At 38.9% G+C, this 15,363-nt stretch carries 16 protein-coding genes; 9 read left to right on the forward strand and 7 right to left on the reverse strand.

Going from position 1 to position 15,363, the window contains the following annotated elements:
* Nucleotides 1-9: 9 nt before the first annotated feature.
* Nucleotides 10-1,245 (reverse strand): bifunctional ornithine acetyltransferase/N-acetylglutamate synthase, encoded by a 1,236-nt coding sequence (gene argJ / locus LAV82_RS11565; protein WP_499716110.1) that lies wholly within the window; start codon nt 1,243-1,245, stop codon nt 10-12.
* Between the two features lie 45 nt (nt 1,246-1,290).
* Complete coding sequence (argC, locus tag LAV82_RS11570; RefSeq protein WP_211078282.1) at nt 1,291-2,334, reverse strand: N-acetyl-gamma-glutamyl-phosphate reductase; 1,044 nt, start codon at nt 2,332-2,334, stop codon at nt 1,291-1,293.
* 351 nt (nt 2,335-2,685) lie between these two features.
* Here argC and LAV82_RS11575 point away from each other — a divergent pair, with 351 nt between their 5' ends.
* Nucleotides 2,686-3,384 (forward strand): Crp/Fnr family transcriptional regulator, encoded by a 699-nt coding sequence (locus LAV82_RS11575; protein WP_211078281.1) that lies wholly within the window; start codon nt 2,686-2,688, stop codon nt 3,382-3,384.
* 30 nt (nt 3,385-3,414) lie between these two features.
* On the opposite strand, the gene LAV82_RS11580 is transcribed toward LAV82_RS11575, so the two are convergent.
* Nucleotides 3,415-3,723, reverse strand: coding sequence for a metal-sulfur cluster assembly factor (locus LAV82_RS11580; protein WP_013055384.1), 309 nt, complete (start codon nt 3,721-3,723; stop codon nt 3,415-3,417).
* A 235-nt stretch (nt 3,724-3,958) separates the two neighbouring features.
* Between LAV82_RS11580 and LAV82_RS11585 the strand changes: the two genes are divergently transcribed.
* The 3 genes from LAV82_RS11585 to LAV82_RS11595 all read left to right on the forward strand — a co-directional run bounded on the left by LAV82_RS11585 (nt 3,959) and on the right by LAV82_RS11595 (nt 5,807).
* Complete coding sequence (locus tag LAV82_RS11585) at nt 3,959-4,771, forward strand: Cof-type HAD-IIB family hydrolase (RefSeq protein ID WP_499716112.1); 813 nt, start codon at nt 3,959-3,961, stop codon at nt 4,769-4,771.
* A 121-nt stretch (nt 4,772-4,892) separates the two neighbouring features.
* Nucleotides 4,893-5,042, forward strand: coding sequence for a hypothetical protein (locus LAV82_RS11590; RefSeq protein ID WP_013081728.1), 150 nt, complete (start codon nt 4,893-4,895; stop codon nt 5,040-5,042).
* Between the two features lie 3 nt (nt 5,043-5,045).
* Nucleotides 5,046-5,807 (forward strand): DUF3813 family protein, encoded by a 762-nt coding sequence (locus tag LAV82_RS11595; RefSeq protein ID WP_013055381.1) that lies wholly within the window; start codon nt 5,046-5,048, stop codon nt 5,805-5,807.
* Between the two features lie 37 nt (nt 5,808-5,844).
* On the opposite strand, the gene LAV82_RS11600 is transcribed toward LAV82_RS11595, so the two are convergent.
* Nucleotides 5,845-6,684, reverse strand: a complete 840-nt coding sequence (locus tag LAV82_RS11600) for a YitT family protein (protein WP_211078531.1) — start codon at nt 6,682-6,684, stop codon at nt 5,845-5,847.
* Between the two features lie 256 nt (nt 6,685-6,940).
* On the opposite strand from LAV82_RS11600, the gene LAV82_RS11605 reads away from it, so the two are divergent.
* Together LAV82_RS11605 and LAV82_RS11610 are read left to right on the forward strand one after the other, a co-directional pair.
* On the forward strand, nt 6,941-7,801 hold the full coding sequence (locus tag LAV82_RS11605; protein ID WP_499716113.1) for a DegV family protein: 861 nt from the start codon (nt 6,941-6,943) through the stop codon (nt 7,799-7,801).
* A gap of 52 nt (nt 7,802-7,853) precedes the next feature.
* On the forward strand, nt 7,854-7,985 hold the full coding sequence (locus tag LAV82_RS11610) for a DUF3941 domain-containing protein (RefSeq protein ID WP_013055378.1): 132 nt from the start codon (nt 7,854-7,856) through the stop codon (nt 7,983-7,985).
* Between the two features lie 34 nt (nt 7,986-8,019).
* Here the strand turns inward: LAV82_RS11610 and LAV82_RS11615 are convergent, their stop codons facing one another.
* On the reverse strand, nt 8,020-8,883 hold the full coding sequence (locus tag LAV82_RS11615; protein ID WP_013055377.1) for a CvfB family protein: 864 nt from the start codon (nt 8,881-8,883) through the stop codon (nt 8,020-8,022).
* Nucleotides 8,884-9,138: 255 nt separating this feature from the next.
* On the opposite strand from LAV82_RS11615, the gene LAV82_RS11620 reads away from it, so the two are divergent.
* The 3 genes from LAV82_RS11620 (at nt 9,139) to LAV82_RS11630 (ending at nt 12,151) form a co-directional block, all read left to right on the forward strand.
* On the forward strand, nt 9,139-9,630 hold the full coding sequence (locus LAV82_RS11620; protein ID WP_211078277.1) for a YajQ family cyclic di-GMP-binding protein: 492 nt from the start codon (nt 9,139-9,141) through the stop codon (nt 9,628-9,630).
* 140 nt (nt 9,631-9,770) lie between these two features.
* Nucleotides 9,771-10,634: an SDR family oxidoreductase gene (locus LAV82_RS11625; RefSeq protein WP_013055375.1), complete on the forward strand. Its 864-nt coding sequence runs from the start codon at nt 9,771-9,773 to the stop codon at nt 10,632-10,634.
* Nucleotides 10,635-10,738: 104 nt separating this feature from the next.
* Nucleotides 10,739-12,151: a sigma-54 interaction domain-containing protein gene (locus LAV82_RS11630; protein WP_013055374.1), complete on the forward strand. Its 1,413-nt coding sequence runs from the start codon at nt 10,739-10,741 to the stop codon at nt 12,149-12,151.
* Between the two features lie 27 nt (nt 12,152-12,178).
* On the opposite strand, the gene LAV82_RS11635 is transcribed toward LAV82_RS11630, so the two are convergent.
* Nucleotides 12,179-13,597, reverse strand: coding sequence for an amino acid permease (locus LAV82_RS11635; protein WP_013055373.1), 1,419 nt, complete (start codon nt 13,595-13,597; stop codon nt 12,179-12,181).
* A 23-nt stretch (nt 13,598-13,620) separates the two neighbouring features.
* A complete protein-coding gene (locus LAV82_RS11640; RefSeq protein ID WP_499716114.1) occupies nt 13,621-15,300 on the reverse strand; it encodes a M20/M25/M40 family metallo-hydrolase in 1,680 nt (559 codons plus the stop codon).
* Nucleotides 15,301-15,363 lie beyond the last annotated feature (63 nt).

Here is a 15,363-nt window from a genome sequence, read left to right on the forward strand (position 1 = left end):
ACTCTCTCCTTACGTTCGATAACTGGCGTTGATTTTGACATAATCGTAAGTCAAATCGCAGCCCCACGCCTTGCCAATTCCATTTCCCTGCTGCAAGTCAACATAGACTTCGACCGTATCATTTTCTAGATAAGCCTTTGCTTCTTCTTCACTAAATGAAACAGGCTGACTGTTTTCTAACATCTGGATATTGCCTAACGAAACATTCACTGTTTCTGGATTAAGCGCTACTCCGCTGTACCCAACTGAACAAATAATTCGTCCCCAATTAGCATCGGCTCCATACATGGCCGTTTTCACTAGGTTCGAGCCCACAATTTGTTTAGCAATCACATTTGCTTCTTCGTTTGTATGAGCACCAGATACGTTTACTTCAATTAGTTTTGTTGCTCCTTCACCGTCGCGTGCAATTTGTTTGGCTAAATCTTCACACGTCAAGCGCAGTGCTTCATAAAACGAATTCCATTCAGGATGATCTGGTGTAAGCGACTGGTGACCAGCTTTTCCATTTGCTAAAACAATAACCATATCGTTGGTTGACGTATCACCATCCACTGTAATTTGATTAAAGCTTTTATTTGTAATAGAACCTAGCGCATCTTGTAGCACTGAAGCTTCAACCTTAGCATCCGTTGTGATAAAGCTAAGCATCGTAGCCATATTTGGATGAATCATGCCTGATCCTTTCGCTGTGCCGCCAATGGTAACTACTTTGCCGTCAATTTTTGTTTCATAGCAAGCTGACTTCATCACTGTATCTGTTGTTAAAATAGCCGTTTGAAATTCTTCTGCTTTTTCTTTGTTCGACGAAGGACTTAATAACCCAATGCCTTTAACAACTTTTTCCATATCTAGAAGCTCTCCAATTACGCCTGTAGAAGCTACCGCTACATGATGAGGTAGGATATTAAGCTTTTCTGCACATGTATTTCGCATTTGGTATGCATCTTTTAATCCTTGTTCTCCAGTACATGCATTTGCACATGCGCTGTTCACAACGATCGCTTGCAGCTTCTGCTCCACCGCTACACTTTCTTTTGTAACAGCTAAAGGCGCTGCTTGAAAGGCATTAAGCGTGTAAACAGCTGCGCAATTAGCTGGCACGTCGCTTACAATAACTCCTAAATCTTTTTTAGCATAACGTAAACCAGCGTGAACGCCATCTGCTGAAAAACCTAGCGGCGTTACAATTGTACCGTTCTCTATTTTCTTTATCTTTTCTTTCGTTTGTTTAACCGTAATCACTATACGTTCCCTCCTGCTTTTATCGTGATTAGTGATGCTGTGTCTTTATGGGAAGACAGGCAGTAGCCCGATACCCGCTTGCTGTTCAAATCCCATCATGATATTGGCATTTTGAATGGCCTGACCGGCTGCCCCTTTAACTAAGTTATCAATGACAGAAACAATCGTGACACGCTTTGTTCGTTCGTCAAATGCAACACCGATATCGCAATAATTTGATGCACTTACTTCTTTAGTAGACGGAAATTCACCAGCTTTTCGAACGCGAACGAACGGGGAGTTTTGATATGTATCTACATATAGCTGATGAAGTTCTTGTACTGAGCTTTCTTCAGAAAGTTCAGCGTATATTGTACTCATAATCCCTCGCGTCATTGGAACTAAGTGCGTACTGAACGTAACGTGGCCAATTTCCTCATCCCACCTTTCTAAAATAGATTCGATTTCTGGGATATGCTGATGTTGGTTAACTTTGTATATTTTTATATTTTCATTGATTTCAGCATAATGAGCCATTTGCGAAAGACCGCGTCCTGCTCCTGAGATTCCGGACTTTGCATCAATGATAATAGAGTTTGATTTCACCATTTGTTTACTAACGAGGGGAGCTAGCCCAAGCAGTGTAGCTGTTGGATAACAACCCGGGTTCGCAACGAATGTACTGCTTTCGACTTCATCTGCAAACCATTCTGATAATCCATACACAGACTGTTGTAAAAACGCTTCGGCTGCAGCAGGCTTTTTGTACCATTTTTCATAAAGCGCTTCTGTTTTTAATCTAAAATCTCCAGATAGATCTACCACTTTTATTCCTTCTTCTATTAATTGAGGTACAAGTTTGCTAGAAACACCGGACGGAGTTGCTGTAAACACTAAATCTAATTCTTCAGCCATATTCTTAGGGTTTATATCTTGCAGTGTATATACAGTATTAGAAAGGTGAGGATAAACTTCTGCTAGTTCTGTCCCATCCTGAGATGATGAATAAACTGCATAAACATGAAAATGTGGGTGATTCGCTAACAAACGAATCAGTTCTACTCCTCCATACCCTGTTGCTCCAACAATTCCTACCTTGTATTCTTTCATTTTAAAACTCCTTTTTCCACGTATCTATTTGAATTATTTATCATTATAATACCGTATAAAAATAAAATCAAATGAATATTTAAAAAATCCAACACTTTATTCTATATTTTTAAACATTTTTATTTATTCATAAGTTTTTATTTTTATACCTACCTTTCTATTTTTGTTTAGAAATTGTTCACAGATAGTTTTGGAAAACACTGGTTGTTTTTGTGTATAATAAGAATATCGATAAAAATCATCCGTATGATATTTTTTATACGGCTAGTGGACGTACAGCATATACAGACTGTTCTAACTTAATAGATTAATAAGTAGCAGTCGAAAAAATTTTAATTAAAAGGTGATAACATGATGAACATCACAACGGATTCTTTTTCGAATGAGCTGCAGCAATTTTTTATGAACTTTGATCATAAAATTTCGTTTAAAAAAGGTGACTTTCTCTTTCAAGAAGGTTCGACTTCAACTCATTTATTTTTTATTACGTCAGGGGCCGTGCAAGTAGGTAAAGTGACACCGGAAGGACGCGAGCTGACGCTTCAGCTGGCGAGTTCAGGAGACTTAGTCGGGGAAGTCATGCTATTTTGCGGATCTACTCCCCATATGCTTCAAGCAAAAGCTATTGAACCTTGTACGGCAATCAATATTCAAAAAGGGGTGTTAGAAAACGAACTAGCACAATACCCTGCTCTTTCTATGGAGTATATGAAGTGGATGGGACTACAAATTAAGCGAATGCAGACAAAATTTAGAGACTTAATTCTAAATGGAAAAAAAGGTGCTCTCTATTCTACTCTGATCCGCATGTCTAATAGCTTTGGAGTAATGAAGCCAAATGGTATTTTACTAAACGTAACGTTGACAAATCAAGAAATCGCCAATCTATGCGGGACATCTAGAGAAGTGGTCAACCGCATGCTCGCTGAGTTGCGAAAAAACGAAGTGATTTCAATGGCAGATGGAAAAATTATCATTCATAAGCTTTCTTTTTTAAAGAAAGAAATAGACTGTGAGGACTGCCCTGTGGAATTGTGCAGAATTGAATAAGAAAAAAAGCCATCGTTGATGGCTTTTTTCTTATTGAACACCTAATGCAATTTTAGCATAGCGCGTCATGCGATCTTTATCCCATGGCGGATTAAATGTGATATTCACTTCTACATTTTCTACTTCTTCAAGCGAAATTAATTGTTTTTTCACTTGTTCGCCAATCACACCAGCTAGCGGGCAGCCGATAGAAGTTAACGTCATCGTCACGATAACCGTGTTGTTTTCTTCCATTTCTACACCATACACTAAGCCTAAATTTACGATATCAACGCCAAGCTCTGGATCAATTACTTCTTCTAGTGATTCCATGATTTTATCTTCTAACTGTTTATCCATATTCATTCTCCTTTCTTTTACTTCCGTAATTATCTTCACGTATTAAATATACCCTTAAACAATTTATCGTAAGCAATCAATAACTATGTCTTACACCGTAACAAGACAGCTTTTACATGTCAATCGTTCTGCTTTGCTCCTAAGGAAAAGTTGTGTAAAATATGGGAATACAAGCATGAATATTAGTAGAATTCAATATAATCGTATAACTACTTCAATTTAAAAGGAGCCCTATATGAGAAACGATCAACACTTAATCGCCTTAGATCTGGATGGAACATTGTTAACGAATGAAAAAACCATTTCACCTACAACAAAACGGGTATTAGAAAAAGCCAAACAAGAAGGACATATTGTAATGATTGCAACTGGTAGACCTTATCGTTCCAGTGCTATGTATTACAGCGAATTAGATTTATCCACACCTATCGTAAACTTTAACGGAGCGCTTGTCCATCACCCCCTTCAGCCTGATTTCGGCACGCATCACGAACCTTTAAACCGCCGCACTGTCCATGACATTGTGACAGCTATGCAAGACTATCGCATCAACAATATCATGGCAGAAGTACAAGATGATGTGTATCTTCATTTTGAAGATCGAAAATTAATGGATGTACTTAGCCTAGGGGATCCTAAATTACAAACGGGTGATTTGCGTCATACGCTGCAGCACGATCCAACGTCTATTTTAATTCACGCAGATGAAGAACAGGTACAAGATATACGCTCTCACCTTTCAGATGTTCATGCAGAAGTACTAGAACATAGACGCTGGGGAGCACCTTGGCATGTCGTTGAAATTGTAAAAAAAGGACTTAATAAAGCTGTAGGTCTTGAGCGCGTAGCTAATCATTATCAAATTCCACGCGAACGAATTATTGCGTTTGGAGATGAAGACAATGATTTTGAAATGATTAAATTTGCAGGACACGGTATCGCCATGGAAAATGGTATTAGCGAATTAAAACAGCTAGCGCGTGAAGTAACAAAATCGAATGAAAATGATGGTATTGCTTATTATTTGGAAAAAACGTTAAATTTATAACTTAGCTTTTTTTGAAAAGCAAGGTAAATTTTTATCGCTATCATTTTTTTTATTTAGCACACACTATAACCGACACTTCTTAAGGTGTCGGTTTTATTTATATTACGAGGAGGAATTTATGATGGGCAGAGGCAATCGATCAAAACGTTTTGTGAAACAAGGTGCAGATGCAGTTCAAAAACATGATGAACGAATTCCTTATCATATGACTATGGCAGAGGCAGAAGCATTTCAAGCTCAGCAGCGCCAAACTCCTCATGGAGGACAGTAACTTATGAAAAATTCACTTTTTGGTCAAGTAAAAGATGCGATTCGAAATGCAGTATCCGGCCATTCAGAAGATCAGCTTCACCGTCAAAAGCACGGCAATGGTGAGCTTGATATTTCAGAAGGCGTATTAAATAGTATTGCTTCTAACGCTTCTCCTGAGGAGCAAGAGCAGCTGAAGCAATTCCAAAACTCATTGCATCAAGCGTATGATACAGATGGAGAATCACATTCACAAGAGAAAAGCGCAGACATTACGTCTGATACGCTGTCTCATATCGTTCAGAATGCTTCTCCTGAAGAGAAGGCACAGCTTGAACAGCTTCAAAACACTTTAGAAGGCGGTCAGTCTCACGCTCACGGTAAAGCTCACACGTCCAGTGAAAGCGTGGCAGCTGATATATTATCTCATGCACAGCAAAATGCTTCTCCTGAAGAAAAGAGCCAGCTTGAACAGCTTCAAAGCACTTTAGAAGGCGGTCAGCCTCATGCTCACGGTGAAGCTCACACGTCTAGTGAAAACGTAGCAGCTGATATGCTGTCTCATGCACAGCAAAGCGCTTCTCCTGAAGAACAAGCTCAGCTTCAGCAGCTTCAGAATACATTGGGAGCTGCTGGTCAAAATCATCAAACGTCTCAGGCTCATACGTCTGCAGCTTCTGATGAAAACATTGCAGCTGATATGCTGTCCCATGCGCAGCAAAATGCTTCTCCTGAAGAACAAGCTCAGCTTCAAGAACTTTCTAATGACTTAAAAGGTACACATTAATACAAAGGGTCCAGGTAATTAATACCTGGACCCTTTTTTAATCCTTGCGAAACAAACCAAAGATTCCCATTGTCTGAACGATATTGGTAAATGCTTTAGGATCTACCTCTTTAATCACTCGTTCCAAGTCAAATAATTCATATCTGGTCAAAACAATCATTAGCATTTCTTTATCTTCGTTTGTAAAGCCGCCTTTAGCCGGTACCGCCGTAATCCCCCGCACGAGTTTGGCGTGAATCGCCTTTCTTAGCTCCACTCCTTTTTTCGTTACGATCATTGCTGTGAGTTTGACATGACGCGTATGAATAACATCAATGACGCGAGTAGTTGTATAAAGCGTCACAAGCGTATAGAGTGACTTCTCAGCCCCATATAAAAGACCTGCTAGCACGATAATAATTGCGTTTAATATGAACATATAAGTGCCAATTGGTCGGTCTTTTACTCGAGACAAAATCAGGGCAATAATATCGAGCCCACCAGTTGAAGCTCCAAATTTTAACGTAATTCCTACCCCTACCGCTAAAATAACGCCTCCAAAAACTGCGTTAAGGATGATGTCTTTAGAAAGTGCTTGAATAGGAATAATTCCAAGAAACAAAGTTGTTGCAGCAACGCTGATAAAGCTGTAAACAGTAAATGACTTCCCAACTTTTTTCCACCCTAAAATAGTTACAGGAATATTTAACAACAACAGCAGCACTCCCGTGGAAATAGTAAAAGGGGTGTAATCTGTCACGATACTCGATACAAGCTGCGCTACTCCTGTAAAGCCGCTCGAATATACATTAGCAGGTATCAAAAACAAGTTGAGCGCAAGCGCATTCAATAATGCTCCTACCAAGACGACTATCGCTTTTTTTGTTTCAAGCCACATATTCAAATGACCGACCTCCGCTTTTTTAAAACTTCTTACTCTCCTATACCCATTTATAAAATGAATAAAGTCAGCATCTTTAAAATAGTTAGTACATATAGTATGTACGATTTGGCAGAATTAAAAAAACTTATTCAAAAATTGTATTTTCCTCAAAGTGCTTATACACTAATACTATGTCGTATATAACGCTTCTCAATGTTTATACATCAAATTCATTTAATATTTTATAAATGCAATTAGGAAGGTGACATTTATGTCAATTAAACTTTTAACCGATAGTGCAAGCGATTTGCCTTTATCCTTTTTTCAAGAAAATAACGTTGGCTTTTTACCGCTTCGCGTAAGCCTGGATAATCAAGAATTTTTAGATCTACAAACGATTGAGCCAGCTTCTGTCTACGAAGCCATCCGTAAAGGCAAGATGCCAAAAACATCTCAAGCGGCTCCAACTACTATGTATGAAGTCTTTGAGGACATAGCTAAATCAGGTGATTCTTGCGTTTATTTAGCTTTTTCTTCAGAATTATCCGGTACATATCAAACAGCAATGATGATTCGAGAAGAACTCCTAGAAAAGTATCCCGATTTCCAATTAGAGATAATCGATACGAAATGTGCATCTCTTGGCCAGGGAGTAGTTACTTATTATGCAGCACAATTACTACAACAAAACCTCTCACTAGTAGAGATGACAGAAAAAATAAAACAATACGCGCTGCGTATGGAACATATTTTTACGGTCGATGACTTAGATTTTCTTGCTCAAGGAGGACGCGTGAGCAAAGCTTCTGCTTTTGTAGGAGGTCTGCTTAATATTAAGCCGCTGCTTCATGTGGAAGATGGAAAATTGATTCCAATCGAAAAAATCCGCGGCCGTAAAAAAGTATTTAAGCGCATGCTTGATGTAATGGAAGAGCGAGGAAAAAACCTCTCTTCTCAAATCATTGGAATTAGCCATGGAGATGATTTAGAAACAGCTCTTCAGCTGAAAGAGATGATTCAAGAACGTTTTGGAACCAAACATTTTATTATTAATATTATTGGTGCAGCCATAGGTTCTCACTCTGGCCCAGGGACGATTGCAGTCTTCTTTTTGAACGAAACCATCGAATAATTTAAAGAGGTCAGGGCATTCTAAAGGTACGATCAAAAAGGGGTGTATCACAATGCCAAAAACGAGCGATAACGATAAAAAAGCAAAAGATAATAACGCAAAGCTTCACGAAAAGAATCTGCAAGCTAAGCATAACCGTGAGCTTGGAAAACATTCATTTTCTAAAAAAACTGATCACTTATAAAAAGAAGCCGCTGAATTTTCAGCGGCTTCTCCTTTTAGTTTTCTTCTTTTTTAAAATATGTCCATCCTTCTTCTTGATAAACTTTTCCTTCTTTCATCAGTTTACCAAGCGCACGTTTGAACGCAGCTTTACTCATATTAAAGCGCTCGCGAATATCTTCCGGATAGCTTTTATCCCAAAATGGCATAACGCCACCGCGGCTTTCCATGTAATCGTATAGTACTTGTGCATCTTCATCCATGCTTTCTTGCTTGCGCGGAAGAAGCGATACGTTTAGCGTTCCGTCTTCTTTTACATTAATTACGCGGCCTGTTACATACGTACCAAGCTTTGGTTCTTTGCGTCTCTCGCTTTCATGAATAAATCCAACATATCCTTCATCTGTCATAATAAATGAACCTACGCGCAGTACGCGATAGATGTATCCGCTCACTTCACGATTAAAAAGTTCGGGCGGAGCATCTAATGCCATTGCTTTCATCACATCGTCTGTAGCAATTTTTCCGTACATCTTACCGCGCTTTGAAATCTTCATTGTACAGTAAACCTTGTTTCCGACTTCTGGCCACAGATCTTCTAGCGCAGGTAAGTCTGTTGAACCAATTAACATATCTTTGTTCATGCCGATATTTACAAACACGCCCAAACCTGGATTAACATCTACGACCTCGACCCACTCATAAACACCTTCTTCAACAAGAGGTAAGTGCATCGTTGCCGTTAAACGGTCATGCTGATCAAGGTATAGAAAAACTTCTACTTCTTCTCCTTCAGCAAGTTCTCTTGTTGTTTCATTTTTATGTAGCAAAATTTCTTCTTCACCTTCTGCTAACATATAACCAATCGGCGTTTCCCGGTTTACTGTTAAATACGCTTTCATCCCAGCTTCTACATTCATCGTTCTATCCATCCTTTATATAAATTAGTAGTGACTATTCCGTCACCACATACCTTCTCACTTTGCATCGAACAGCATTTTAAATTTCAGATCAACTTAAATGCATGCATTGTTTAAAAAAGCTGCTTCTATAGCTTACAACAAAAAGCATAACTTGTATTGTATCAATTACCGGCTCTCTATTCAATATCAGTTGTATACAGTTTGTGTTTTATTTATAATAAAAGAACAAACTCTTTACATATGGAGGTTATTATGGCTAAAGATAGTTCATTTGACATTGTGTCACAAGTCGATTTATCGGAGGTAACAAACGGCATTACCATGGCAACAAAAGAAATTAAAACCCGCTACGATTTTAAAGGCAGTAAAAGCGAAATCTCGCTTGAAAACGAAGAGCTTGTTCTTATTTCTGATGATGAATTTAAGCTTGAACAGTTAAAAGACGTACTGATCTCTAAGCTTATTAAACGCGGCGTACCTACACGCAATATCTCATATGGAAAAATTGAGAACGCCTCTGGAGGAACGGTTAGACAACGCGCCAAGCTAATTCAAGGTATCGACAAAGACAACGCTAAAAAGCTAAATACAATTATTAAAAATACTGGTTTAAAAGTAAAAAGCCAGATCCAAGATGATCAGCTTCGCGTAAGCGGTAAAAATCGTGATGACCTGCAGCAAATTATTTCAGCTATTCGCAGCGCTGATTTACCTGTTGACGTACAATTTATTAATTACCGCTAAAAAAATGGATGCCCCGGCATTCATTTTTTCTTTTAAAGCCTTTTTTTATTCGTTCAGGCTTATTCCTATGCATAGATACACTTTCTTAACAAATACTAGTATACGCTTACATACTCATATTAATTAAGGAGTGTATACCAATGAATCAAAATCAAAAACAAAACTTCCCTCCTCAGCATCAGCAAACTCAGCCAGGTATTGAGAAAGATATGCATCCAATCCCTACCTCTATCGCTCCAGACTATAAGGCAAGCGGAAAATTACAGAACAAAGTAGCCATTATCACCGGAGGAGACAGCGGCATTGGACGTTCCGTCGCTTATCATTACGCTAAAGAAGGCGCAAATGTTGTCATAACCTATCTTAATGAACATGATGATGCAAATGAAACCAAAAAACAAGTTGAACGAATGGAAGCTTCTTGTTTATTGCTTGCTGGCGATATAGGAGATGAGCATTTTTGTCAAGAAGTCGTCTCAAAGGCGATTCAGACTTTCGGAAAAATAGACATCTTAGTCAATAATGCAGCTGAACAGCATCCTCAAAAAAGTATTACGGATATTACGACTGAACAGCTTACTCGTACGTTTCAAACGAATATTTTTTCAATTTTTCATCTGACCAAAGCTGCATTGCCTCATTTAAAACAAGGAAGTGCTATTATTAATACAACGTCTGTGACAGCTTACCATGGGCATGATCAGCTGATTGATTACTCTTCAACCAAAGGTGCTATCGTTGCTTTTACACGTTCTTTATCAGCTTCGCTCGCAACAAAAGGCATTCGCGTAAACGGCGTAGCTCCGGGACCCATTTGGACACCTCTTATTCCGTCTACGTTCGACGAACAGCAAGTTGCGACATTTGGGTCTAATACACCTATGAAACGGGCAGGACAGCCTTCTGAGCTCGGACCGGCCTATGTATACTTGGCAAGCTCTGATTCTTCTTATATGTCCGGGCAAGTTCTGCACATTAATGGGGGATCCATTGTAAACGGATAACATTTCTCTTCGGTCATTCATTTATTTTTATGTGGAAACACTATCAGAATTCAGCTATTTTTGTTTAAATAGAGATATGAACACCGCTAAAGGAGAGTATTTGAATGACCGATACATTAAGCACTCTTAAACATATATACGAAACCATTTTAAATAAAGTCGATGCCGGTATCCATGCGGTCGATGAAACAGGAAAAACTATTATTTATAATGAAAAGATGACAAAGATGGAGCTGATGGATGAACAAGACGTTTTACATAAAAACTTGTTAGATGTGTTTATGTTCAAAGAAAATCAGCAAAGCACGCTTGTACAGGCGCTGCAAAAAGGAAAAGAAACGGTTAACGTCAAGCAAACTTATTTCAACAATCAAGGACAAGAAATCACGACGATTAATAATACCTTCCCTATTTTAAAAGACGGGGTCATTCAAGGAGCGGTTGAAATTGCTCAGGACGTGACGAAACTAGAGCGTCTAATCCGGCAAAACATTAGGCAAAAAGGAAACACACGCTTTACGTTTGATAGCATCATCGGAAGCAGTCAAGCGGTTCACGATGTGATTGAAGATGCCAAGCGTGCAACTAGAACTCCTTCTTATGTCTTAATTATTGGAGAAACAGGCACAGGGAAAGAACTGTTTGCTCAGAGCATACATAATGGCAGCAGCCGCTCTTCTGCTCCTTTTATTTCACAAAACTGTGCTGCGCTACCGGATAATTTAATTGAAAGCCTTTTGTTCGGTACGAAACGCGGAGCTTTTACAGGTGCAATGGATAATCCTGGTCTTTTCGAACAAGCGCAAGGAGGCACATTACTGCTAGATGAAATCAACTCGTTAAACCCAAACCTTCAGGCTAAGCTTCTTCGAGTGCTGCAGGAAAAAACCGTACGAAGAATTGGGGATACAGTGGACAAACCGGTTAACGTTCGAGTGATTGCGAACATGAATGAAGATCCAATCGATGCAATTGCAGAAAACCGATTACGCAAAGACTTATATTATCGACTTGGCGTCGTGACGCTTTTTATTCCTCCTCTTCGTGAACGAAAAGAAGATATTATTGAATTGACAAAGTTTTTCATCAAAAAATACAATGATTTGTTTCAGATGAATGTAAAAACCGTAGATCACCAAGTCATGTCTTCTTTTCTCTCTTATGACTGGCCAGGGAACGTACGGGAATTAGAACACATTATTGAAGGTGCAATGAACTTGGTAATGGACGAAGATGTTATTCACTATTCTCACCTTCCTTTCCAATACAGAACGAAGTTCCAGCTAAAGCAGCATGAACATTTTGAAAATAAAGCAAGCAGTGACGCAACTTCTTATCCAAGCGCTTTTCACCCTTCTCTTCCTTTAAAGGAACAGCTGTTAGCGTTCGAAGCAGAATGTATTAAACAAACGCTTGAACAACACAGACACAACATCTCAAAAAGTGCTAAGATACTAGGGCTGACCAGACAAAGCTTGCAGTATCGTATGAAACGATTAAACATCCGCTCTAAATAAAAAAGAAGTGCACAGTGCACTTCTTTTTTATTTTGCTTTATAAACCGGTGAATCCGATTGTTTTTGATCAATATTTTTCTTGATTCCTACGTGATAATACACGTAGAGTACAATGATTAAAGGGACACCACAGTAAAGACCAATTCGTTGATCCGGAATAAAAATTAAGCTGATTAATACAAGTCCATACAAACAAAAACCTAGAATAGGAACGAACGGATAAAGCGGCGTTTTAAATTTCAGTTCCTTTATGTCTCCTCCTTCCGCTAAAAAACGACGGCGGAACATAAATTGAGAGGCACAAATGGACATCCAAACAATAATGGTCACCATTCCTGAAATCGAAATAAACCAAAGATATACGGTTTCAGCAGCCACGATGCTTGTAATCAACGAGCACCCTGAAATAATCATTGTCACAATTAATGCGTTAATTGGAACACCTTTTGAAGATAATTTCTTCAAAGATTTTGGCCCCATATTGCTGTTTGACAGTGACCAAAGCATACGAGAAGCAGCATAAACGCCGGAGTTCGCCACTGATAGAACGGCTGTTAAAATGACAAAGTTCATGATATCCGCTGCGTATGGAATGCCAATTTGATCTAATACGGCAACAAAAGGACTTTCAATGACGCCTGCTGTTTTGTATGGCAGAATAGAGACTAAAACAAACATAGCTAACACAAAGAAAAACAGCGTTCTCCAAATGACGTTTCGAATAGATCTCGGCAACGTTTTCTCAGGACTTTCACTTTCTCCTGCTGCAATGCCGACAAGCTCCGTTCCTTGAAACGAAAAGTTAACCGTTACTAAAGTCAATAGAACTGCCAGTATTCCATTTGGAAAAAGACCTGCACCTTGCGTGAAATGCGAAAGAAACGGTGCGGGTTCTCCTCCCTTGAAGTCGATAAAACCAAAGACAGCAGCTCCTCCAATTAAAATAAATAGAATAATAGCCGTAACTTTAATACTCGAAAACCAAAACTCAGTTTCAGCATAGCTTCGAGCAGAAAGAGCGTTAATTAAAAATGTAATGACGCCAAAAATCAAGCACCAAGACCATACAGGTACATCAGGAAACCATCTCTGCATTAAAATTCCTGCTGACGTAAATTCAAGCCCTGTCGTATTTGCCCAGCTGAACCAGTACAGCCATCCAATCATAAAGCCTGTAGAAGGCCCTAAAAACCTTGTAGCGTATTCTTGAAAGGAACCTGAAACCGGCATTGCTACCGCTAGCTCTCCTAAACAAAGCATAACTAAGTACATGAGGAAGCCGCCTATTATATATGCAAGAATGGCTCCTCCCGGCCCTGCCTGGCTAATAGTAAAACCCGAACCTAAAAATAGGCCTGTTCCAATCACGCCTCCTAACGCAATCATAAATAAATGTCTGCTTTTCATTGTTCTCTGTAATTGGTTTTGTTCTGTATGTCTATTCATCGGTACCTCCGTTCTTCATTTTCTTATATGTGGTTTGTACAAGCATGCCTACTTTTTAGCATCTGAACAGTTGTTTCTTGAATCAACTTAGGAAGAACTCCGAACGAATAAGGCTTATACACTCGCTCTGTCCACTTATGTCCGTCTTTCCCATATACTCCTATATTGATGGACGGAATATTTAACTCTCGAATTTCACGGAAAGGAATCGCCCCTGCAATCCCCCACCCCGGAAAGTTACGTGTAAAAGCATCGATTTCCTCATCTGTCTCATGAAGAGATAAAAAGCTGCCATCTGCTAGGTAGGGAAAAAATTTTTTAAACTGAAACGTCTCTCCCGTCTGTTTTCCAACCTTCTCCACAGCTGCTTGCAAGGGATAAAGAAGCTGCTGATCTCTGCTTTCGTCTTTCTTCAAGTGATTATGAGGCAAGTAAGGCGGTGCAAAAAAGATAATTACGCGCGGACTTTGATGCGGATCTAACTTTTGAAGTTCTTCAATTACTTTAAAGCACCTTGTTCTAAGTTCTAAATGCGCATACTGTTCGAAAGCTCGTTCAATACAAGCCTGAGCATTTATCCCTTTTTGATCCAATTCTTCTAGGTAATCTTCCAAACTCACAACATCCACTTTCCAAGACAAGTTTCGCTTTGGTAAATTCGTTCTCCGAACAAAAAGTTCGTAATAATCAGAAAGTTTTTTCTCCACTTTTTCACATGCTTCGATTGATAATCCAATTAATTGACTCATCACTTCTTTTGCCGTTCGTTCATAGATGAAATAGTTAAAATACAAATGACTGCTTACAGCAGTTTGCACATTATAAGCCTCTTTATTATCTCGTTGATATAGACAGGAAGGTGGCAGTACCAGCTCTCCTTCAATATTTTCAGCTAGATTAATATTGTTATGGATGCTTCCCGTAATCTCAGATGCAATCAAATTAGGATCTATACCAGCAAGCGTATCTCCTACGTGTACCTCCCTTCCGTAAATATAAAAACATGGAAGCAGTTTCCCAGCGGCTCCTGTATAAATATAGCGCGTGGAATCTCCATCGTAAAGAGGTGTAATAAAGTCGGTATTAATCGCTGCTACATATGAAAGATTTTTTTCTTTTTTCAAACGGTTCAGTTCAGAAACAGCAGAAATAATTCCAGCATGCTGACTTTCCTCATCTGGGTTGACCATAAAAAGGACGTTTCCTTCTAATTTATTTGGATGCTTAGTAAAATGCAGCACATTGGCTAAATGTACAGCAATTCCACTTTGCATATCAACGGCTCCTCTTCCAAACATCCATTCACCTGAGCGAGCATCTCGCTGTACATCTTCATTAATGTTATGCATAGAGAAATAGCGCTGAAGTTCTTCTGGGTCTAATGCTATGTCTTTTAATGGACCAAAATCTTCAATGCCAACCGTATCTAAGTGAGCGTGATAAATCATTGTTTGAGCATTTTTTTTGCTACCTTGAATAAAAGCAAATACATTTTTTCTACCTAGCGTATCGCCATTAATTTTCTGTTCCCAAACGTGAAGGGGATTTTCTTTGAAATAAGGAAAACTTTGAAGCGTGTTTTTAATGAAATCAGCAATCTTTACTTCGCCGCTTGTCCCATTGATACTTTTGATTTTCACTAACGTTTTTGTTAAACATTCCACTTGCTCTTCCATGCTTAGCTGTGAGAGTTGGATATACACTTCTATTCCTCCTGCCTATCAAATAAAAACGTCATTTAGCTGCATATGAATAAAAATAGTCCG

The organism is Bacillus sp. ILBB4 (genome assembly GCF_035064545.1).
In the GTDB taxonomy this organism is placed as follows: domain Bacteria; phylum Bacillota; class Bacilli; order Bacillales; family Bacillaceae_H; genus Priestia.